At 69.7% G+C, this 20731-nt stretch carries 18 protein-coding genes; 11 read left to right on the top strand and 7 right to left on the bottom strand.

What is annotated here, in order from left to right:
* The first annotated feature begins 56 nt into the window (after window positions 1–56).
* The 6 genes from BM349_RS01390 to BM349_RS01365 all read left to right on the top strand — a co-directional run bounded on the left by BM349_RS01390 (window position 57) and on the right by BM349_RS01365 (window position 6797).
* A complete protein-coding gene (locus BM349_RS01390; protein WP_254773674.1) occupies window positions 57–758 on the top strand; it encodes a Pr6Pr family membrane protein in 702 nt (233 codons plus the stop codon).
* 139 nt (window positions 759–897) lie between these two features.
* Window positions 898–1635, top strand: coding sequence for a Pr6Pr family membrane protein (locus tag BM349_RS01385; RefSeq protein WP_091701545.1), 738 nt, complete (start codon window positions 898–900; stop codon window positions 1633–1635).
* 94 nt (window positions 1636–1729) lie between these two features.
* Window positions 1730–3172 carry an argininosuccinate synthase gene (gene argG, locus BM349_RS01380; RefSeq protein WP_091701540.1) on the top strand — a complete coding sequence of 481 codons (1443 nt, stop codon included), beginning with the start codon at window positions 1730–1732 and terminating at the stop codon, window positions 3170–3172.
* A 46-nt stretch (window positions 3173–3218) separates the two neighbouring features.
* Entirely contained in the window at window positions 3219–3572 is a 354-nt protein-coding gene (locus tag BM349_RS01375; RefSeq protein ID WP_091701536.1) for an ArsR/SmtB family transcription factor, read from the top strand.
* The gene (locus BM349_RS01370) at window positions 3565–4047 is read left to right on the top strand and encodes an SRPBCC family protein (protein WP_091701532.1); all 483 of its coding nucleotides are present in this window, start codon (window positions 3565–3567) and stop codon (window positions 4045–4047) included. The genes BM349_RS01375 and BM349_RS01370 overlap by 8 nt, the downstream gene beginning before the upstream one ends.
* A gap of 143 nt (window positions 4048–4190) precedes the next feature.
* Window positions 4191–6797 (top strand): penicillin acylase family protein, encoded by a 2607-nt coding sequence (locus tag BM349_RS01365; RefSeq protein WP_091701528.1) that lies wholly within the window; start codon window positions 4191–4193, stop codon window positions 6795–6797.
* Window positions 6798–6897: 100 nt separating this feature from the next.
* Here BM349_RS01365 and mnhG read toward each other — a convergent pair whose 3' ends face one another.
* The 7 genes from mnhG to BM349_RS01330 all read right to left on the bottom strand — a co-directional run bounded on the left by mnhG (window position 6898) and on the right by BM349_RS01330 (window position 14510).
* Window positions 6898–7263 carry a monovalent cation/H(+) antiporter subunit G gene (gene mnhG, locus BM349_RS01360; protein WP_091701524.1) on the bottom strand — a complete coding sequence of 122 codons (366 nt, stop codon included), beginning with the start codon at window positions 7261–7263 and terminating at the stop codon, window positions 6898–6900.
* Entirely contained in the window at window positions 7260–7529 is a 270-nt protein-coding gene (locus BM349_RS01355) for a monovalent cation/H+ antiporter complex subunit F (RefSeq protein WP_091701520.1), read from the bottom strand. The genes mnhG and BM349_RS01355 overlap by 4 nt, the downstream gene beginning before the upstream one ends.
* A complete protein-coding gene (locus BM349_RS01350; RefSeq protein ID WP_091704670.1) occupies window positions 7526–8083 on the bottom strand; it encodes a Na+/H+ antiporter subunit E in 558 nt (185 codons plus the stop codon). The genes BM349_RS01355 and BM349_RS01350 overlap by 4 nt, the downstream gene beginning before the upstream one ends.
* Before the next feature lie 107 nt (window positions 8084–8190).
* On the bottom strand, window positions 8191–9747 hold the full coding sequence (locus tag BM349_RS01345; RefSeq protein ID WP_091701517.1) for a Na+/H+ antiporter subunit D: 1557 nt from the start codon (window positions 9745–9747) through the stop codon (window positions 8191–8193).
* 2 nt (window positions 9748–9749) lie between these two features.
* Entirely contained in the window at window positions 9750–10370 is a 621-nt protein-coding gene (locus BM349_RS01340) for a Na(+)/H(+) antiporter subunit C (protein ID WP_091701512.1), read from the bottom strand.
* Window positions 10370–13324 carry a Na+/H+ antiporter subunit A gene (locus tag BM349_RS01335; RefSeq protein WP_091701508.1) on the bottom strand — a complete coding sequence of 985 codons (2955 nt, stop codon included), beginning with the start codon at window positions 13322–13324 and terminating at the stop codon, window positions 10370–10372. The genes BM349_RS01340 and BM349_RS01335 overlap by 1 nt, the downstream gene beginning before the upstream one ends.
* 142 nt (window positions 13325–13466) lie before the next feature.
* Window positions 13467–14510 carry a substrate-binding domain-containing protein gene (locus BM349_RS01330; RefSeq protein WP_091701504.1) on the bottom strand — a complete coding sequence of 348 codons (1044 nt, stop codon included), beginning with the start codon at window positions 14508–14510 and terminating at the stop codon, window positions 13467–13469.
* A gap of 61 nt (window positions 14511–14571) precedes the next feature.
* Here BM349_RS01330 and BM349_RS01325 point away from each other — a divergent pair, with 61 nt between their 5' ends.
* The 5 genes from BM349_RS01325 to BM349_RS01305 all read left to right on the top strand — a co-directional run bounded on the left by BM349_RS01325 (window position 14572) and on the right by BM349_RS01305 (window position 20729).
* Entirely contained in the window at window positions 14572–15825 is a 1254-nt protein-coding gene (locus BM349_RS01325; protein ID WP_091701501.1) for an MFS transporter, read from the top strand.
* A gap of 28 nt (window positions 15826–15853) precedes the next feature.
* Window positions 15854–16549 (top strand): endonuclease NucS, encoded by a 696-nt coding sequence (nucS, locus tag BM349_RS01320; RefSeq protein ID WP_091701498.1) that lies wholly within the window; start codon window positions 15854–15856, stop codon window positions 16547–16549.
* Between the two features lie 112 nt (window positions 16550–16661).
* Window positions 16662–17345: an HAD hydrolase-like protein gene (locus tag BM349_RS01315; protein ID WP_091701495.1), complete on the top strand. Its 684-nt coding sequence runs from the start codon at window positions 16662–16664 to the stop codon at window positions 17343–17345.
* Window positions 17338–18603 (top strand): coiled-coil domain-containing protein, encoded by a 1266-nt coding sequence (locus tag BM349_RS01310; protein WP_091701493.1) that lies wholly within the window; start codon window positions 17338–17340, stop codon window positions 18601–18603. The genes BM349_RS01315 and BM349_RS01310 overlap by 8 nt, the downstream gene beginning before the upstream one ends.
* 53 nt (window positions 18604–18656) lie before the next feature.
* A complete protein-coding gene (locus BM349_RS01305) occupies window positions 18657–20729 on the top strand; it encodes a bifunctional lysylphosphatidylglycerol flippase/synthetase MprF (RefSeq protein ID WP_091701489.1) in 2073 nt (690 codons plus the stop codon).
* The last annotated feature ends 2 nt before the right edge of the window (window positions 20730–20731 follow it).

The raw sequence follows: 20731 nt of genomic DNA, 5'->3' as shown, positions 1-20731 counted from the left end.
GCTTGACAAGCGCGCGTGCGCGCCTCGTGCCGCCTGGTCGCCACTACTCTGGGCGAATGCTCCGCACCCCTGCATGGACCCGGACCTGGTCGGTCTTGAGGCTGATCATGTCGGCCGTCATCGTCGCGGCGATCGTCGCGCAGCTCTCGCTGTCGGTCTCACGCGCAGTGGAGCGGGGCAATGATGTGGCCACGATCATCGCGAACTTCTTCAGCTTCTTCACGATCCTCTCCAACGCCGCGTCGGTCGTCGTGCTCACGTGGGCGGCGATCTGGTACTTCACCCGCGGGCGACGATCGGAGGCGGAGCCGCGCGCGCTCGCGATCGCGCTGGCATCCGTCACGACCTACATGATCGTGACGGGATTGGTCTACAACATCCTCCTGCGCAACATCGAACTCCCGCAGGGGAGCGAGCCCATCCCGTGGTCGAACGAGACGCTGCACGTCGTCGCGCCGATCTTCCTCCTGCTCGATCTGTTCCTCGGACCCCTGCGCAGAAGGCTGAACTGGAGCGCGGTCCTCGCGATCGCCGTGTTCCCCATCGTGTGGGCCGTCTACACCCTGGTTCGAGGGCCTCTGGTGACCAATCCGATCAACGGCAATCCCTACTGGTACCCGTACCCCTTCATGGACCCGAACAACTTCTCGAACGGCTACCTCGGGGTGGCCGTCTACATCGTCGCGATCGCGATCGCGATCATGGCTGTCGGCGTGCTGGTCGTGTGGATCGGGCGGCGTCGCGGACCAGTTTTGTAGATTCCACACAACCTTTCTGTCCCCCATTTGGGCTACTTCGACGTTCGCGGTGCCAATATTCACCCGTTGTGGCCTGCGGACCACTACCACTTATCTCATGGGGATGGCACACACCGGGGGAAATGGAAAGGTCATCGAAATGCGTTGGTCATGGTTCAGGATCGCTGCGGCGGTCACAGCCCTGTCCGGCATCGTCGCCGGATTCATCGTCAATATCGACCGTGCGTCACGAGAAGCTCAGGATCTCGAGCTCGTACTGGTCAACTACTTCAGCCTGTTCACGATCGTCTCGTCGCTGCTGAGCGTCGTGGCGCTGGTGGCGGCAGCGACCTGGGCGCAGCGGCACCCGGGAACGACGCGGGAGCCTCTGGGCATCGCCCTGGGCCTCGCGGCCGTTGCCGGCCCGGTCCTGCTGCTCGGGATCGTCTACAACGTCCTGCTCCGGGACGCCCCCAGCGGCATCGCCCTCGGCGACACCGCGGGGATCCGGCTGCTGGACTCCTATGCGGTCGAGGTCCTGCACGTGGTCCTGCCGATCTACTTCATCCTCGATCTCCTGTGGGCACCGCGACGGCGCGGACTGCCCTGGTGGTCGCTGGCGGTCTTCGTCGGCTACCCGCTGGGATGGACGGCGTACACGATGGTCCGTGGCCTGCGGGTCGTGAACCCTGACGGAAGCACCGAATGGTGGTACCCGTACCCGTTCCTGGACCCGCACAACGCCGGGGGCTACCCGTCGGCGTTCGCGTACATCGGGGCCATGATGGTCGCGTTCCTCGCGATCGGGGCGATCATCATCGCGATCGGCCGGCACCGTGAGAAGCGCGCGTCGGTCCGCGGTGGGGCGGCCTCGGCCACGGGCGCACTGCACGTCTGAGCACTCTCGGCGATGCCGGGTCGGGTTTCCGACCCGGCATCGCTGCGTCCGCCTCCCGACAGGGCGTGAAGCGCGGGCTCAGTAGAATCGAGGGATGTCGAAGGTTCTGCAGTCCCTCCCCGTCGGCGAGCGCGTCGGCATCGCATTCTCCGGGGGGCTGGACACTTCCGTCGCCGTCGCCTGGATGCGCGACAAGGGCGCGATCCCGTGCACCTACACGGGTGATCTGGGGCAGCCCGACGAAGACGACATCGACGCGATCCCGGGCCGAGCGCTCGAGTACGGCGCCGAGATCTCGCGTCTGATCGACTGCAAGACACCGCTCGTCGAGGAAGGGCTCGGCGCCCTCGCGTGCGGCGCATTCCACATCCGCTCGGGCGGCAAGACCTACTTCAACACGACCCCCCTGGGTCGCGCGGTCACCGGGACGATGCTCGTGCGCGCGATGAAGGACGACGGCGTCGACATCTGGGGCGACGGCTCGACGTACAAGGGCAACGACATCGAGCGGTTCTACCGCTACGGGCTGCTCGCCAACCCCCGCCTGCGCATCTACAAGCCCTGGCTCGATGCCGACTTCGTCACGGAGCTCGGCGGCCGGTCCGAGATGTCGGCGTGGCTGGTCGAGCACGGGTTCCCCTACCGGGACAGCGCCGAGAAGGCGTACTCGACGGACGCGAACATCTGGGGCGCGACGCACGAGGCGAAAACCCTCGAGCACCTCGACGTGTCCCTCGAGACGGTCGAGCCGATCATGGGCGTTCGATTCTGGGACCCCGAGGTTCACATCGCGCCCGAGGACGTGACGGTGACGTTCGAGCTCGGCCGGCCGGTCGCGATCAACGGCGTCGAGTACGCCGACGCGGTGGAGCTCGTCCACGAGGCGAACCGGATCGGCGGGCGGCACGGTCTGGGCATGAGCGACCAGATCGAGAACCGCATCATCGAGGCCAAGAGCCGCGGCATCTACGAGGCGCCGGCGATGGCGCTCCTGTTCATCGCGTACGAGCGCCTCGTGAACGGCATCCTGAACGAGGACACGCTCGCGACCTACCACGAGCAGGGCCGTCGCCTCGGTCGGCTGATGTACGAGGGCCGCTGGCTCGAGCCGCAGTCGCTCATGCTGCGGGAGTCGATCCAGAAGTGGGTCGGCTCGACGATCAACGGGTCGGTCACGCTGCGCCTGCGGCGGGGAGACGACTACACGATCCTCGACACCACGAGCCCGAACCTCTCCTACGCGCCGGAGAAGCTCTCGATGGAGCGTGTGGGCGATGCTGCGTTCGGACCGACCGACCGGATCGGTCAGCTCACGATGCGCAACCTCGACATCGCCGACTCGCGCTCGCGTCTCGAACAGTATGCGGGGCTCGGACTCATCGGAGGGGCGACCGGAGCACTGGTGGGCCGGATCACATCGGGTGAGGCCGACGAGATCACCGAGCCGGCGGAGCCGGCGGATGCGGCGACCGAAGCGCTCGACGAGGCGATCGAGGCGGCATCCGACTCGGCGATGTTCGACGCCGGCACCGACTGACATCAACGCTATTTGCATGGTGGCGTAATTACGCTAGCATGCAAATATGCAGGATGATCTGAGCGAGACCTTCACGGCGCTCGCCGACCCCACCAGACGGGCGATCATCGCGCGCCTGGCTCGGGGCGAGGCGAGTGTGACCGAGCTCGCCGAGCCGTTCGCGCTCAGCCTGCCAACCGTGTCGCGGCACATCGCCGCGCTCGAGCGGGCGGGCCTGGTGCGAAAGCGCCGGCGCGGCCAGGAGCGCACCTGCACGCTCGACACCGATCGGCTGCGGGCGGCGGAGGACTGGATCGCCGAGTACCGGAGCTTCTTCGAGAGCCGATTCGACGCGCTCGCGCGTCAGCTCGCCGACCCGCGCAGATCACCCCGTCCGACAGAGGAGAACAACCATGTCTGAGAACCGCCGGATCGTCGTGGTCCGCGACTTCCCCGTCCCCCGCGCAGAGGTGTTCCGCGCCTGGACCGTCCCCTCCGAGCTGGAGTGGTTCCTCAACCCGGAGCAGCCTCGGCCCGAGCAGCCGATCCAGGTCGACCTGCGCGTGGGCGGAGCATGGACCGTGCCGATGGTGATCGATGAGGAGACGTCCTACACGACGGGAGGCATCTACCTCGAGATCGTCCCCGACGAGAGGATCGTGTTCGCGTGGGGCGCGGAGGTCGGATGGCCGAAGCTCGACCGTGGCGACCTCACCGTCGGCCCGATCGCGACGATCGAGTTCGAGGACCTGGACGGCGACCCCACCGCCACCCGCGCCACGATGACGCTGGCGCTGCCAGAGAGCATGGCCGAGCCCGAGGTGCGGGAGTGGCTCGCCAAGGGCATCGGCAACGGATGGCGGGCGACTGTCGAGCGCCTCACGCTGCCGGCCTGACCCGCCGGACACCGAACGGGGTTCGGGGTTGAGGCTCCCCCGGGTTACGATGCCTGACGGTACCCGCGCGACCCGAACGCGTGGGACCGAGGACCGTGGTCGCTGAAACCGCGTCCCCAGGCATCCCACTCGAAAGTCCTTCAATGTCGAAGCCCTCCACCGCGTCCACGGCGATCCAGGAGCCCGATCAGCCCCGGAGAAGATCCGTGGGGCGCGCGATCGGCGTCACGCTCTTCAGCATCGTCGCCGGCGTCGTCGTGATTGCGCTCATCGCCGCGGGCTTCGTCGTCTGGACGATCCAGCGCTCCTTCCCCCAGCTCGAGGGAACGGTCGCTGTGGAGGGACTCGGCCGCGACGTCCAGGTGCAGCGCGACGTGCTCGGCGTCCCCACGATCACGGCGTCCGACACCGACGACCTGTTCTTCGCACAGGGCTACGTGCACGCCCAGGACCGGTTCTGGGAGATGGACTTCCGCCGGCACGTCACCAGCGGGAGGCTCTCCGAGCTCTTCGGCGAGTCGCAGCTGCCGACCGACGAGTTCCTGCGGACGCTGGGCTGGCGAGAGGTCGCCGCGCAGGAGGTCGAGGCGCTCGATCCCGTCACCGCGTCGTACTACGAGGCCTATGCGAAGGGCGTGAACGCCTACCTCGCCGACCACGACGGTCCTGATGCGTCGTTCGAGTACGCCGTGCTCGGGCTGCAGAACGCCGACTACGAGATCGAGCCGTGGACGCCCGAGGACTCCGTCGCCTGGCTGAAGGCGATGGCCTGGGACCTCCGCACGAACATCGAGGACGAGACCGAGCGCGCGATCATCGCCGCGGACTTCACCTCCGAGCAGATCGACGAGCTCTACCCGGGGTACCCGTTCGATCGGAATCCGGTGATCGTCCCCTCGATGGTGCGCGAGCAGCCGGCGAGCACGAGCGCGTCGGCCGATCCGGGGATCGTCTCGGCGTCCGTGAAATGGAGCGAGGCCGACGGCGTCATCGAGGCCGTCAGCGCGCTGATCGGCGACGCCGGCGAGGGGATCGGATCGAACTCGTGGGTCGTCTCCGGCGACCTCACCGAGAGCGGCATGCCCCTGCTGGCGAACGATCCGCATCTGGGCGCCGCGCTGCCGAGCGTCTGGCACCAGGTCGGGCTGAAGTGCCGCGCGGTCACCAAGAGCTGCCCGTTCGACGTGTCCGGCTTCAGCTTCTCGGGTGTCCCGGGCGTGGTCATCGGCCACAACGAGCGCATCGCGTGGGGCTTCACGAACCTCACCACGGACGTCACCGACCTGTACCTGGAGAAGATCCAGGGCGACGACTACTGGCGGGACGGCCAGTTGGTGCCGCTCGAGCAGCGGACCGAGACGATCGAGGTCGCAGGCGGCGACGATGTCGAGCTCCGCATCCGCTCGACGGTGAACGGACCGATCCTCTCGGGCCTGACCGACGACTTCGACGCGATCGCGGCCGATCCGTACACCGGCACAGACGGCACGATCGCCGAGCCGACCGGAGCGCCCCCTGGTGATTACGCGGTCAGCCTGAAGTGGACCGCGCTGACGCCGGGCACGGCGGCGTCGGCCATCTTCGCCCTGAACGTCGCCGAGGGGTTCGACGACTTCCAGGCCGCGGCAAAGCTCTTCGATGTGCCGGCGCAGAACCTGGTCTACGCCGACGTCGACGGCAACATCGGCTACCAGACGCCCGGCAAGCTCCCGATCCGCGGCGCCGGGGACGGCTCGATGCCTCAGCCCGGGTGGGATTCGGCGTATGCGTGGCAGGGCTTCATCCCCTTCGACGAGCTGCCGACCTCGTTCAACCCACCCGAGGGCTATATCGTCACCGCGAACAACGCGATCGTCCCTGACGCGTACCCGTATCTGCTCACGCGGGACTGGGATTACGGCTGGCGCGCGGCGCGCATCGTCGACCTGCTGCAGCGCAAGGCGGCGATGGGCAAGCTGACGGCCGACGACATGCGTGACATCCAGGCCGACAACGAGTTCGCGATGGGCAAGAGCCTGGCGGCCGCCTACATGGACGTCACGACCGGTCGGCAGGGACCGGATGCCGCCCTCGACATGCTGCGCTCGTGGGATGCGCAGAACAGCGCGGACTCGGATGCCGCGGCCTTCGCGAACGTGCTGTGGGACGAGCTCGTCATGGACCTCTTCGTGAACGGTCGGGAGCACGCGGCCCCGGTCACCGGGCAGGGACGCCTGTTCCTCGTCGTCGGCGGGTTGCTGGATGACCCCGACTCGGAGTGGTGGACCAACTCCGAGCTCGGTGTGAGCGGGCAGGCCGAGATGCTCGAGTACGCCGCGAATGAAGCGTACGACCGGCTGGTCGCGCTGCAGGGCGACAATCCGTCGAAGTGGAACTGGGGGTCCCTGCACGCGCTCGCGCTCACGAGCGACACGTTCGGCTCCTCGGGCATCGCGCCGATCGAGATGCTCTTCAACCGCGGTCCGTACCCGGTCGGCGGCGGCTCGTCGGTGGTGGACGCGACAGGGTGGCAGATCGGCGACGGGTTCGAGACGATCACGGTGCCGTCGATGCGGATGGTCGTCGACCTCTCCGACTTCGACGCGTCGCGCTGGAACCACCTGACCGGCACGAGCGGGCACACCTATCACCCGAACTACGTCGACCAGACGCCCGCCTGGCAGCGCGTCGAGCTGACTCCGTGGCCGTTCACGCGTGCCGCGGTCGCAGCCGCGACAACGCACACGCTGACCCTGGTTCCGGCATCCTGACCCGGCCCTGACCGCGAGATTGCACCGGGGCGCCCAGACGGCGGGGTTTCACCCGCAGTCTCGGCAACCGGATGCGGTCTCGCGGTGAGGGGGGAAGGTGTCAGCCGCCGGCGGCGGGCGGGGTCTCGCGCGACTCGGCGAGCTCGTCGACGAACAGCGACCGCTCGTCGATCGTGCCGTTGCGGTACGCCTGCCGACCCACCATGTGGGCCGACAGCGGGGCGGTCGCGAGCTGGATCAGCACGACCGGCACGAGGAACGCAACGACCGGCCACGACCGCAGCGAGAGCGCGATGGCGAGGCAGATCAGGATCAGCCCGAGCACCTGCGGCTTGGTGGCCGCGTGCAGGCGGGTCGGAACATCGCGGAAGCGCAGCAGGCCGATCGCGGCCGTGAGGCACAGCAGGGCGCCGATCAGGATCAGCACGAGCGCGGCGCCGTCGAGGACGGCATCCAGATCGATCATCGGTCCACGTTGTCCTTCCTCGCCACGAAGCGCGCGATCGAGATCGAGCCGAACACTCCCACGGCGGCGATGATCAGCAGCACCGGAAGCGTGCGGGTGTGGTGGTTGATCGCCATCTCGGCCCCGAGCACGCACATCACGAGGGTGAGCAGCACGTCCGAGGCGACGGCGCGGTCGAGGATCGAGGGCCCGGCCACGATCCGGAAGAGCGTGACGAGCGCGGCGGCGCCGAACACGATGTAGATCGCGATGAGCAGGACGGTCACGGCGCACCTCCCTCGGATGCCGAGGGGGCGGCATCCTGATTCACCAGCGCGAGCTGCGCCCGCGAGCCCACCGCCCGCACGATCCGCCGCTCCCAGCGCAGCACGCTCGCGCGCTGCGCCTCGACGTCGCGTGCATCGCGCACCCCGATGACGTGCAGGTACAGGACGCGCCGATCACGGTCGGCGTCCACGATGAGGGAGCCCGGGATGAGGGATGCCGTCACCGCGGTGTGCGTCATGATCAGGTCGTCGTCGATGCGCAGCGGGACGGCGATGATCGCGGTGCCCGGCTGGCGCCGAAGGTCGAGCACCTGCCAGGCGACGGTCAGCGAGCCTCGCACGACGGCGCCGAGGAAGCTCAGCACGAAGACGAGGCCGTACCAGAGGTTGACGCGGCCGGAGAGCTCGACCGGCGGCAGCCGGAACACGCGGGTCACCGCGACCGCGGCGATGAGCCCGGTGACGAAGGCGAGGACCGTGAATTGGCCCCAGAGCAGCATCCAGAGTGCGATGAGCCACACGAAGAACGGCAGCTGGCGCCACACCTGCTGCAGCGCGCTGCGCTTGCCGGTCCCCTCAGGGACGCGCGTGCCGCGGCCCGGGTCGCCGGCGCTGTGGCCCGCGCTGTGGCGGGGCCGGGAGGTGTGGTGGATCGGCGCGGTCACTGGCCGGCCCCCTCTTCGAGCTGCGTGATGCTGACCGGCTGCAGGAGGCTCGCGCCGATGCGGGTGCACACCTCGTACAGGGGTCCGGCGAACACGGTCAGCGCGACGGTGACGGCGACCATCCCGGCCGTCGCAGCGGTCATGATGCGCGGGATCACGCGCCGCTCCGTCTCGACCGCGGCTGCGGGCGCGGCACCGAGGTAGGAGATGCGCGACTCGGTCTCAGCCGAATCCTCCTCCTCCCGCCAGAACGACAGGTTCCACGCGCGCATGAGCGCGTACAGCGTGAGCAGCGAGGTCACGATGCCGCCGACGATGAGGACGATCATGATCGGGGTTCCGACCTCGGCGGCGGCGTCGAACAGCGCGTACTTGCCGATGAAGCCCGAGAACGGGGGCAGGCCGCCGAGGTTCACGGCGGGGATGAAGTAGAGCACCGCGATCACCGGCGCGGCGCGCATGAGTCCCTTCACCCGCAGGATCGACGTGCTGCCGGCTCTTCGCTCGACGAGCCCCACCGCCAGGAACAGCGTGGTCTGCACGACGATGTGGTGGACCATGTAGTAAATCGTCGCCCCGATCGCCGCGGGCGTGGCGATCGCGAGGCCGAACACCATGTAGCCCACGTGGCTGACCAGGGTGAACGACAGGATGCGTTTGAGCTCCGCCTGCGCCAGCGCACCCAGGACGCCCACGATCATGGTCGCGAGCGCGACGATCATCAGCACGAAGTTGACGTCGTTCTCGCTGAACAGCAGCGTCTCGGTGCGGATCATCGCGTACACGCCGACCTTCGTCAGCAGTCCCGCGAACACCGCCGTGACCGGCGCCGGCGCGGTCGGATACGAGTCGGGCAGCCAGAACGACAGCGGGAAGACGGCCGCCTTGATGCTGAAGGCGAGCAGCAGCAGCACGTGCAGCACCGTCTGGGTCTGCTGCGGCAGCTGCGTCATCCGCTCCGAGATCTGCACCATGTTGACCGTGCCGAGGGCGCCGTAGATCACGGCGATCGCCGCGAGGAACAGGATCGAGGAGACCAGCGAGACGACGATGTACACGACGCCGGTGCGGATGCGGGACTCGGTGCTGCCGAGGGTGATGAGCACGTACGAGGCGACGAGCAGGATCTCGAAGCCGACGTAGAGGTTGAAGAGGTCTCCGGCGATGAACGCCGTGAAGATCCCGGCCGCCAGGATCAGGTAGGACGGGTGGAAGATCGAGACCGGGGTGTCGTCGTCGTTGTCGGCCGCGCCCTGGCCCACGGAGAACAGGAGCACGGCGAGCAGCACGACGCTGGAGACCACGACCAGCAGCGCCGCGAGTCGGTCCACGTACAGGACGATGCCGAACGGGATCGGCCAGTTGCCGACCGAGACGGCGATCGGGGCATCGGCCGCGTCGACGACCACCAGCAGCACCGCCGCGATCACGAGCACCACCGTCAGAGTGATCACCGAGACCGCGACCTGAGTCCTGCGGTGGCGCCCCGCGATCAGCGCGATCGCCGCACCGAGGAGGGGCAGGGTCACCAGGAGCGGGACGAGTGCACTCATGTTCACGCGTCATCACCGTCCTGATGGGGCTCCGCCGCAGACTCCCGGTTCGCCGGCGCGCCCCCCTCGGTCGGGCGGATGCGGCGCGGCGGCTCCTCGGCGCGCGCGCTCCGCGTGGGTCGGTCAGTCGGCGCGTCGTCACGGATGCCGGCGAAGTCCCGGCTGCCGAGCACAGTAATCGGAGCCGTCTCCAGACCCACGAAGTCGGTCGTCGAGTCGTCGCCGCCCAGCTCCGTCTCCTCGTCCATCGCGTCCTCGTCCGCGCCGCCGCGCTCGCGCACCGCGATGTCGTCGGCGTCGTCCTCGACGGTGTCGGCCTGTCCGAGCTGCCACGAGCGGTAGATGAGCGCCAGGAGGAAGGCTGAGATCGCGAACGTGATCACGATCGCCGTGAGCGTGAGGGCCTGCGGGAGCGGGTCGGACATCTCCTCGGTCGTGGCCGCCGCTCCGAAGAAGGGCGCGACGCCCGGCTGGCCCATCACGATCATCAGCAGCAGATTCGTCGCGTTGCCCAGCAGCAGGAACCCGATCAGGACCCGCGTCAGGCTGCGTTCCAGCATCGCGTACACGCCGCACGCGAAGAGCACTGCCATCACGACGATCAGGACCAGGGAGACATCCATCAGGCGCTCACCCCGCTCGCACCGCTCACCTGCGGTGACGGATCGCGCAGCTCCTGCGTCTGCCGGTCGACCTCGGCGCCGAGGCTGCGCAGCACGTCCAGGACGAGCCCGATCACGACGAGGTACACCCCGATGTCGAACAGGGTGGAGGTCACGAATTCGAGGTGCCCCAGCACCGGAACCTCGATCTCGAAGAACGCGCTGGTCAGCGGAGGAGCGCCGAAGAACAGCGGGACGACCGCGCACGCGACGGCTATCGACATGCCGATGCCGAGCAGCCTTCCGGCATCCGTCGGCGCGGCAGCGCCCAGCTCGTAGCGGCCGCCGGCGACGTATCGCATGACCAGCGCCATTCCGGCGACGAGGCCGCCCGCGAATCCGCCGCCCGGCAGATTGTGACCGGCGAACAGCACGTAGAGCGAGACGATGATGATCGAGTGGAAGAGGATCCGCACGATCACCTCCAGCAGGATCGAGCGGTTCTCGGGGCGCACGCGCTGACCGCCGACGAGCCATGCCATGCGCTGGCTGCCGGACGCCTCGCTCCGCGGACGCACGCCCTCTTCGGTCTCCACCAGCGGTCTGCGCGTGCGCGCGGCGGCCGGGGGCAGCGGCGCGGTGGAGCGGGACAGCGTGTCGGCGCGGTGCGTGACGAACACGAGGGATGCCACGCCGGTCGCCGCGAGGATCAGCACCGAGAGCTCGCCCATCGTGTCCCAGCCCCGCAGGTCGACGAGCGCGACGTTGACGACGTTCTTGCCGTGACCGAGTTCGTAGGCGAGGTCGGGGAAGCGCTCCGAGATCGGCTTCACCGTGCGCGCGGCGGTCGCCACGATCGCGACGAACGCCATCGTGACCCCGACGGCGGCGGCGAGGACCGCGCGTGCGATCGGCCAGACCGATGCGTTGTGCTCGCCCATCCGCGACGGGATCCGCCGCAGGACGAGGGCGAACGCGACGAGGGTCACCGTCTCGACGAGGATCTGGGTGAGCGCGAGATCGGGTGCACCGCTCGTCGCGAACAGCAGCACCATTCCCAAACCGGTCACGGAGACCAGCACGACACCGGTGTAGCGCTTGCGCGCCCGCACCGCGACGAGCCCGGCGGCGATCATGATGGGCGCCACGACGAGCTGCATCGGCGTCTGGTACGCGTCCAGCTGCGCCTGCCACTGCGAACCGGCCAGCAGCGCGGTTCCCTCGGCCGCGACGAGGACCACGAAGATCGTGCCGACGTAGACCGGGAGCGAGCCGCGCTGGGTGAAGCTCGTGGTGATGACGGCGAGGCGTGCGATGCCGCGCAGCGTCGCGTTGTAGGCGCCGGCCGCCGTGAACGGAGTCAGGCGCCGGTGCCAGCCTGTCGCGATGACGAGCCAGCACAGGGCCGCCCCCGCCGCAATCGAGCCGAGCGAGATCCAGAGGGCGGGCTCGAGTCCGTGCCACAGGGCCAGGTGCGCGGGGTGCTCGGGCGGCGCGACGCCGGGGGTGGATGCCGGTGCCAGGGCCGCGTAGGGGGCGAGCACGACATCCAGCAGGGGCGCGGCGATTCCGGCGACGACCGTGAGCCCCGAGAGGAGCACCGGGGCGCCGAGGAAGCCGATCGGCGGGTCAGGCCATTCGGTCGGCGCGATCCCGACGCCGGCGGCGTCCTTCTTCGTCCAGAACGCGCCCCACAGGAAGCGGATGCCGTACGCGGCGGTCAGGACGGACCCGAGCACGATGCCGAGGAGGGCGACGATCCCCCACAGGGCACCGCCGGCGGCCTCGTGCAGGAACGCCGTGAGGATCCCCTCCTTCGCCACGAACCCGATCGTGGGCGCGAAGCCGACCATCGACGCGACGGCGATCACCGAGAAGGTCGCCATCACCGGCGCCTGGCGACCGACCCCGCTCAGCTCGCCGATGTCGCGAGTGGACAGCTGCCGGTCGATCACGCCCACCACGAGGAACAGCGCCGACTTGAACAGGGCGTGGCTGATCAGCAGGGCCAGTCCGGCGAGGGCGGCGTCCTGGATGCCGTACCCGAGCACGACGGCGAGGAAGCCGAGCTGACTCACGGTCCCGAACGCGAGGATGCGCTTGAGGTCCGTCTCACGCAGCGCCTGGATGCCGCCGAGGAGGATCGTGACCACGCCGAGACCGATCACGATCGGCCGCCAGAGCGCCGACCCGGCGAAGACGGGGGCGAACAGGGCGATCAGGTAGATGCCGGCCTTGACCATGGCCGCGGCGTGCAGGTACGCACTGACCGGCGTGGGGGCCGCCATCGCACCGGGCAGCCAGAAGTGGAAGGGGAAGATCGCCGATTTGCTGAGTGCGCCGACGAGGATGAGCACGAGCGCGGCGTCGATGACCGGGCCGGTCGGGGCTGCCGCGAGGATCTCGGAAATGCTCGACGTGCCGGTCTCGACCACCATGAGCACCACGCCGATCAGCATCACGAGTCCGCCGAGCGTCGTGACCAGCAGCGCCTGAAGCGCTGCCCGCCTGCTGCCGGCGCGCCGGTTGTAGAAGCCGATCAGCAGGTAGGACAGCACGCTGGTGACTTCCCAGAACATCACGAGCACGACGAGGTCGTCGGTGATCACGAGTCCGTACATCGCGCCGGCGAAGGCCAGCAGGACCGCGGAGAACTGCCCGACCCCCTCGTCCTTGCCGCGGAAGTACCAGCGGCAGTACAGCAGCACCAGCGCGCCCACGCCGGTGACGATGAGCGCCATGATCCACGAGAGCGTGTCCAGTCGCATCGACAGCTCGACGCCGAGCGGTGGGATCCAGTCGAATGACTCGAACGGGATCTCTCCGGCGAGCACCGCCGGCGTCTGGATCACGGTGTAGGCGAAGGCCGCGATCGGCAGCAGGGCCGCGACGTAGAAGGCGCGCGAGCCGATGCGTGCGACCAGCCACGGCAGGAGCATCGGCAGGAGTGCGAACGCGCCGAGGAGGAGCAGCATGCGCGGCCTCCTCGGGCTCGTCGGCCGGACGGCCCAGCGAAGAGAACGCTGTGCGACGGCTCGGGCGATCGGGGTGTCGGATCCAGTCTATCGGCGGGCGGAGGGCGCACCGTCCGGCCCGGGCCGACCCGACGGGGCGATCTCAGGCGCGCGGCGCGGTGGTGTTGCCCACGCGGAACACGCAGGTGAAGCGGATGGATGCCGCGGCCTGGCCGGCGAGCATCGCGGCGACCGCCTGGCCGGCGGCACGGCCCTTCTCCGCGGCCGGCTGGACGAGCGTGGTCAGCTCGTACGGCGCCAGACCGTCGACCACGACGCCGTCGAAGCCGGTCACGCTCACATCGTCCGGCACCCGCAGTCCGGCCTCCTCCGCTGCGCGGATCACGCCCGCGGCGAGCAGGTCGCTCTGCGCGATGACCGCCGTCGGCCGCGCGGCCGGATCCGCGAAGATCGCCCGACCCGCGGCGAGACCCTCGTCGATGAAGCTCCCGGCCGCGCCGAAGGCGACGGCATCCGGGAAGACCTCGCGCGCACCCGCGAGACGCTCGCGCGTGACATCGATCGTGATGGGCTCGTCAGCCCCGACCCACCCGCGCTGCCATCCCGCGCTCACCGGAAGCGTCACGATCGCGACGCGCTCGTGACCGAGCGCCCGGAGGTGGCTGGCCGCCTGGCGCTGCGCCTCCCGGTTGTCCAGGCCGATCTTCGGGATCCCCTCTCCCGCATCGCCCTCGATGACCACCACCGGGATGCCGCGCGCCGTCACGACCGCGAGCGATTCGCGCAGCATCCCGCTGCAGCCGACGAGCACCGCCGCATCGAGCGGCGCCGTCGTGAGGGTCGGCTCCGTGCCCAGCGGGGCCTGATCGCGAAGCAGGAGCAGGCCCGCTCCGAGGGATGCCACACCGTCGGTCAGCCCGTCCATCATGAGCGTCTTGACGGGATCGAGGAATGCGGCGCCGAGGTGCTCCTCGAAGACGACGCCCACGATTCCGGATCTGCCGCGGCGAAGGGACGCCGCCCGCGGATCGGGCCCGGTGTAGCCGAGCAGGCCGGCGGCGTCGAGCACCCGCTTGCGGGTGGCATCGGAGACCGCCGTCTTGCCGCTGAAGACCACGGAGGCGGTCGAGGGGGAGACACCGGCCGCCCGCGCGACGTCGGTGATCGTGGATCTTCGTGTGCTCATGACGCCTCGATGCTACCTCGCCGGTTTCCGCGCGTCGAATCGATTCGGTAGGCTGTCCGCCATGGACTCCGTGCTCACCCGATCTCAGCTGGTGCGATGGCGCACCGCCGTCTTCGCGATCTTCCTGGCCAGCGGCCTGTCGATCGCGACCTGGGCGGCGCGCGTTCCCGACATCAAGCACTCGGTCGGCGTCGACAACGCGCAGCTCGGACTCATGCTGCTGGCGGGCGGCATCGCCTCGATCCTCGGCGTCTCGGTGAGCTCGATCCTGCTCGCGCGGTTCGGCGCGCGGCGCGGGATGCTGGGCGCGATGATCCTGTTCGGGATCGGCGTCGCGGTGATCGGCTTCGGAGCCACGGTGTTCGAATCCCCGTACGTCGTCACCGCGGGTCTGCTGCTCTGGGGATTCGGCAACGGAGCCGTCGACGTGATGATGAACGTCGAGGGCGCCGCGATCGAGAAGCAGTCGGGCAAGACGATCCTTCCGCTGTTCCACGCGTTCTTCAGCTTCGGCACCGTGATCGGCGCCGGGCTGGGCGTGGCTGCGATCGCCATCGGGATGAGCGTCGTCATCCACCTGAGCATCATGGCCGTGATCATCGTCGTGATCGCCTTCGTCAGCATCGCGAACGTGCCGGTCCGCGAGATCACGCTGGACGTCCCGGCCGATGCCCCGAAGCTCGGCATGCGCGAGCGGCTGAGCATCACCCTCTCGGCGTGGCGCGAACCGCGCACCTACGCGCTCGGGGTCATCCTCCTCGGCATGGCGTTCGCCGAGGGCGGGGCCAACGACTGGCTCGCGCTCGGGATCGTCGAGGGCCACGGCGCCGACAAGGCGCTCGGCGCGGCGGGGCTCGCCGTCTTCTCGATCAGCATGACGGCCGTGCGCACGTTCGGTGGGCCGCTCGTCGACCGCTTCGGCCGTGTCGCGACGCTCCGGGTGCTCGCGGTCACCGCGACGGTCGGACTGCTGCTGTTCATCCTCGCGCCGAATGTGCCCCTCATCTTCGTCGGCGCGGCGCTGTGGGGCGCGGGCGTCTCGCTCGGCTTCCCCCTGGGCATGTCGGCCGCGGCGGACGACCCGGCCAAGGCCGCGGCGCGGGTGAGCGCCACCGCGACGATCGGCTACATCGCGTTCCTCGCCGGCCCCCCGCTGCTCGGACTGATCAGCGAGCACATCGGCCTGCTGAACACCCTGTACATCCTGGTCGCCCTCATCATCGCATCCGGCCTCGCGTCCCCGGCCGCTCGCCCGATCGCCGGCTCGACCGTCGGCGCGGGCCGCCCGCACAAGCAGTCCGAGCACGCGGGCTGAGACCGCCCGCCCGGGCTAGGCTCGACGGGTGCGCCTCGTCATCGCCCGCTGCTCGGTGGACTACACCGGTCGGCTCAACGCGCACCTCCCGCTGGCCACGCGGCTGCTCGTGCACAAGGGCGACGGCAGCCTCCTCGTCCACTCCGACGGCGGGTCCTACAAGCCGCTCAACTGGATGAGCCCGCCCTGCACGCTGACGGTCGAGCCGCCCGACGAGGACGCCGCTGCGGACGGTGTGATCGAGCAATGGCGGGTCACGCACACCAAGAGCGGCGATGCCCTCCTCGTGCACATCCACGAAGTCATCCACGACACCAGCCACGAGCTCGGCGTCGATCCCGGCCTCATCAAAGACGGCGTCGAAGCAGACCTCCAGCGGCTCCTCGCCGAACAGGTCGACGTGATCGGCGACGGCCTCACCCTCGTGCGCCGCGAGTTCCCGACCGCGATCGGTCCCGTCGACCTGCTGCTGCGGGATGCCGCGGGGGGAACCATCGCGGTCGAGGTCAAGCGCCGCGGCGACATCGACGGTGTCGAGCAACTGACGCGCTATCTCGAGCTGCTCGGCCGCGATCCGCACCTCGCGCCCGTGACCGGGGTCTTCGCAGCGCAGGAGATCAAGCCCCAGGCACGCGTTCTGGCCGCGGACCGCGGCATCCGCTGCGTCACGCTGGACTACGACGGCATGAAGGGCGTCGATTCCGGAGCGCCCCGCCTGTTTTGACGCGGTGTGGATCAAGGCGAGCGAAGCCCGCGTTGATGCGCACCGGGTCAAGGTCGAGCAGCGAGCGTATCGAGACCCTGTGCCATCCAGATACCCAGGTAGCGTTGGTGCCATGGGGAGCAGATCGCCGTGGACATGCGTCCTGTGGGATGTCGACGGCACGATCGTCGACGCGTCGGACGGCATCCTGCGGCGCCTGACGATCACGCTCGAGCACTTCGGCAAGAAGGCGCCGACCCGCGCGGAGCTGGTGCACTGGATCGGTCCGCCGATGTTCGAGTCGTTCCAGGTGACCGGCGGCATGAGCGCTGAGGGCGCCGCCGAGGCGGTCGCGTTCTACCGGGTGCTGGGCAAGGCGGACGGCTACACGACCGGCGCGAAGCTGTTCGCAGGCGTCGGCGAGCTCATCACGGAGGTGGCAGCGGCCGGCATCCCGCAGGCGACCGCGAGCTCGAAGCCCGAGGTGCAGGTGGACGCGCTCACGGATCACTTCGACCTCACGCCGTGCTTCACCGCGATCGTCGGGGCGACATCCGACGAGCGCACCCTCGCCGCGAAGGCCGACATCGTCGCAGAGGCGCTGCGGCGGCTGGACGCCGCGGGAGTGGACACGAGCCGACCCGTCCTCATCGGGGACCGTCATCACGATGTCGAGGGCGGCGCCGCGAAGGGCGTCCCGGTGATCTTCGTCCGCTGGGGGTTCAGCTGGCCGCACGAGGCCTCCGGGGCTCAGGCGGCGGTCTCGACGGTCGAAGAGCTGCGCGGCCTGCTCCTCGTGGAGGATGCCGATGGCTGACTTCACCGTCGGACTGCTGGCGTGGGCGGTACCCGCGCTGGTCGTGTTCGGGGTGACGGCGATCGCGATCATCGCGATCGGATGGGCGGTCCGAGCGGCCCGACGTTCGCCTCGGGCTCGGGCGGCGGCCGGCCAGCAGCGCGCGCGAGCAGGGGCCACGCTGGTGCAGCTGGACGACGCGGTCGATGAGCTCGACCTCGAGGTGGGACTCTCCGGCGCCCTCTACGGCGGCGGGGCCCCCGCATCCCTCCGTCGTGCCCGGCTGACCGCACAGCATGTGCGGGACGAATCGTTCGAGGAGTATCGGCTGATCTCCGCTCCGGATGCCGTGCCCGCCGAGATCCGACGGGTATCGGCGCGCATCCAGCAGCGCAGCAGCGAGGCGCTCACCACGATCACCGCCGCGCGTGCGGAGCATGCGCGCTGGGTGCAGACGAACGTCTCGGCGGCCGCGCAGCTCGCCGCAGCTCGTCAGCGCCTGGACGCGCTCGCCGCGTCGATGGGAGACCCCGCTGCGCTCGTCGCGGAGCTGTCGGCCCGATTCGCCGAGGACGAATGGATGGGCGCATCGCGTGCCGCCCGCGCCGCCGAGGACCATGCCGAGGAAGCGGAGCGCTCACTCGCACTCGCGGCCAGGACCGTCGACGATCCGAGCCGCAGCGCACTCGCCGATCTCGCCACCGCGGAGCGTGCCCTCCGTCGAGCGGAGGCCGAAGCGCGCACGATGGAGGAGACCCACCGGCTCGTCATGCAGGCGGCCCAGGCCGTCCCCGGTGAGTTGGCAGCGGCGCGCACCGCGCTCCGGCAGGCGTTCGTGACGCGCGAGCAGCTCGATCCGGCCGACGCGGCCCGACTCGGCGCCGAGCTGCGCTCGATCGACGGGGAGCTGACCGGGCTCGAGGCGGACGCCGCCCGCCGGCCGACGCGCACGATCGATCGCATCGCCCGGCTCCGCGACCGGCTCGACCTCGCGCTCGGCGACGCACGCACGGCGCAGCAGCGCATCCGCGGCGCGCGGACGGCGCTGCCCGGCACGCTCGCCGCCGCGCGCAACGCGGTCGCGCACGCCGAGTCCTCCGTCTCTCACACGCGCGCGAGCGCCGATGCCCGGTCGCGTCTGGTCTCGGCGCAGCGCGAGCTCGCTTCGGCACGGCAGGCGCAGGATCCGGTCGAGGCACTCGATGCCGCCCGTCGCGCGATGCGGGATGCCGAGGACGCCCAGGCGCTCGCGGACTTCGATCGGCTCGGCGGCCGCTGAGGCGCACCGCGCATCGTTCCGCCCCCGCCGGGCGCCGCCGCTATCGTGAACGCATGAGCGACGTTCAGGTCAAGCCGCGGCATCCCGTCCTGCGCATCATCGGGAGGATCCCCGCGACGCTCACGCTCGTTGTCGTCGTGCTCGCCGTCGGGGTCGTGTTCGCCGGACTGTGGAGCCCGTTCGAAGACTCGCCGCTGTTCGAGACCGTGGCCTACGGACTGCCCGCGTTCATCGAGGGGCGGTGGTGGACGCCGATCACCGGAACCTTCTTCGTCAACCATCCGCTCGTCTACATCTTCACAATCGCGAGCTTCATCGGGATGGCCTACCTGGAGTTCCGCCGCGGGTCGCGGGTCGCCCTGGCCTACTTCGGCGTGGGCCAGCTGTTCGCGATCTTCGGCAGCGCCCTGCTGCTCTGGCTGTTCGCATACCTGCCCTGGCCGTGGGCGCAGGCCGAGGCGCTCGCCCTCGACGTCGGCCCGTCGGGCGGCACGATGGCGTGCATCGCCGCGGCCGCCGGCCTCCTCGCGGCTCCCTGGCGCGTGCGCGCCCTGGTGGTGCTGCTCGGCTTCACGTTCGTCACGCTGTTCTTCTGGGGTTCGCTCGCCGACCTCGAGCATGCGCTGGCGGTGGGGCTCGTCCTGTTCGTGGACCGGCCGCTGCGCATCGCGCGCACCACGCTTCGCGAGCAGAGGCTCATCGCCTTCATCAGCATCCTGACCCTGCTCGCCGTAGAAGTGCTCACGTTCTTCGTGCCGACCGATGGCCCGTTCGGCCACACCGACGCGGCGGACGGATCGTTCATCGACATCGCGATCGACGCGGTCGTGATCCTGATCCTCGCGAACGGCCTGCGGCGCGGCAGACGGTGGGCGTGGGTGCTGAGCATCATCCTCGGCGTCTTCAACGTGCTCACGGGTCTGCTGTTCGTGGTGCTGCTCTTCATCGTGCCCGGCGCCGAGATCGAGAGCTCGGTCGGTGACCTGAGCGTGGCGATCGCCCAGTCGGCGCTGTGGAGCGTGCTCCTCGTGTACCTGATCTGGGTGCGCGGCGCGTTCCGCGCGCACCGCAAGGCGACGATCGGGGCAGGCGGCGAACCCTCCGTCGACGACGTCAAGGCCCAGCTCCACGCGCACGGCGGGGGGACGCTCTCGTGGATGACCACGTGGGGCGGCAACAGCTACGCGCGCACCTCGAACGGGATCGTCGCGTACCAGAAGCGGGCGGGCGTCGCGATCGTGCTGGCCGACCCGCTCGGCCCCGAGGAGTCGCGAGCGGAGTCGGTCGCCGAGTTCATCGCGATGGCCGAGCGCGCCGGACTCATCCCGTGCTTCTTCAGCGCGAGCGATGCGACCAAGGCAGCGGTGCCGGCCACCTGGCGGAGCCTGGTCGTGGCCGACGACACCATCGTCGACCTGCCGGGTCTCGAGTTCACCGGCAAGGCATGGGCGGCGGTGCGGACGTCGCTGAACCGCGCGGGTCGCGAGGAGATGACGTTCCGGATGAGCCGCCTGTCCGATGAGACCTGGGGCATCCAGCAGCAGCTGCGCGCGATCTCCGAGATGTGGGTGGGCGACAAGGGCCTGCCCGAGATGGGCTTCACGCTCGGAACGCTCGACGAGGCCATGGATCCCGAGGTCAGGGTCGCGCTCGCGATCTCGGCCGAGGGCGATGTCGACGGCTTCCTGTCATGGCTGCCCGTCTACGGCGCCGACGGCAAGGCACGCGGGTGGACCCTCGACCTCATGCGCCGCCGGGACGGCGGCTTCGGACCGGTGATGGAGTTCCTGATCGGCTCGTCGGCGAAGCACTTCTCCGACGAGGGCGCCGAGGTCATGTCGCTGTCCGGCGCACCGCTGGCCCACGACTATCCACCGGATGCGGGGGCGATCGCCAGCCTGTCGGACTGGCTCGCGAACATGCTCGAGCCGGTCTACGGATTCGGATCGCTGCACCGCTTCAAGGAGAAGTTCCACCCGCGGTACGAGACGATGTACCTGCTCTTCCGCGACGAGAGCGATCTCACCCGCATCGGCGCCGGGCTCACTCGTGCATTCCTCCCCGATGCGACGCTCCGGCAGTTCGCCGGCGCGGGCGTGGAACTGGTGCGAGGCGAGCGGGACTGAGC

The sequence above is a fragment of the Microbacterium sp. cf046 genome (assembly GCF_900114345.1).
Taxonomy (GTDB): Bacteria; Actinomycetota; Actinomycetes; order Actinomycetales; family Microbacteriaceae; genus Microbacterium.
The sequence above is the reverse complement of the archived record's forward strand: the minus strand, read 5'-3'. Positions and strand labels throughout refer to the sequence as shown.

Coding starts and splice junctions, on each gene's coding strand:
- BM349_RS01390 (WP_254773674.1), top strand. CDS start 57: ATGCTCCGCACCCCTGCATGGACCCGGACCTGGTCGGTCTTGAGGCTG.
- BM349_RS01385 (WP_091701545.1), top strand. CDS start 898: ATGCGTTGGTCATGGTTCAGGATCGCTGCGGCGGTCACAGCCCTGTCC.
- argG (WP_091701540.1), top strand. CDS start 1,730: ATGTCGAAGGTTCTGCAGTCCCTCCCCGTCGGCGAGCGCGTCGGCATC.
- BM349_RS01375 (WP_091701536.1), top strand. CDS start 3,219: ATGCAGGATGATCTGAGCGAGACCTTCACGGCGCTCGCCGACCCCACC.
- BM349_RS01370 (WP_091701532.1), top strand. CDS start 3,565: ATGTCTGAGAACCGCCGGATCGTCGTGGTCCGCGACTTCCCCGTCCCC.
- BM349_RS01365 (WP_091701528.1), top strand. CDS start 4,191: ATGTCGAAGCCCTCCACCGCGTCCACGGCGATCCAGGAGCCCGATCAG.
- mnhG (WP_091701524.1), bottom strand. CDS start 7,263: ATGATCGATCTGGATGCCGTCCTCGACGGCGCCGCGCTCGTGCTGATC.
- BM349_RS01345 (WP_091701517.1), bottom strand. CDS start 9,747: ATGAGTGCACTCGTCCCGCTCCTGGTGACCCTGCCCCTCCTCGGTGCG.
- BM349_RS01340 (WP_091701512.1), bottom strand. CDS start 10,370: ATGGATGTCTCCCTGGTCCTGATCGTCGTGATGGCAGTGCTCTTCGCG.
- BM349_RS01335 (WP_091701508.1), bottom strand. CDS start 13,324: ATGCTGCTCCTCCTCGGCGCGTTCGCACTCCTGCCGATGCTCCTGCCG.
- BM349_RS01330 (WP_091701504.1), bottom strand. CDS start 14,510: ATGAGCACACGAAGATCCACGATCACCGACGTCGCGCGGGCGGCCGGT.
- BM349_RS01325 (WP_091701501.1), top strand. CDS start 14,572: ATGGACTCCGTGCTCACCCGATCTCAGCTGGTGCGATGGCGCACCGCC.
- BM349_RS01315 (WP_091701495.1), top strand. CDS start 16,662: ATGGGGAGCAGATCGCCGTGGACATGCGTCCTGTGGGATGTCGACGGC.
- BM349_RS01310 (WP_091701493.1), top strand. CDS start 17,338: ATGGCTGACTTCACCGTCGGACTGCTGGCGTGGGCGGTACCCGCGCTG.
- BM349_RS01305 (WP_091701489.1), top strand. CDS start 18,657: ATGAGCGACGTTCAGGTCAAGCCGCGGCATCCCGTCCTGCGCATCATC.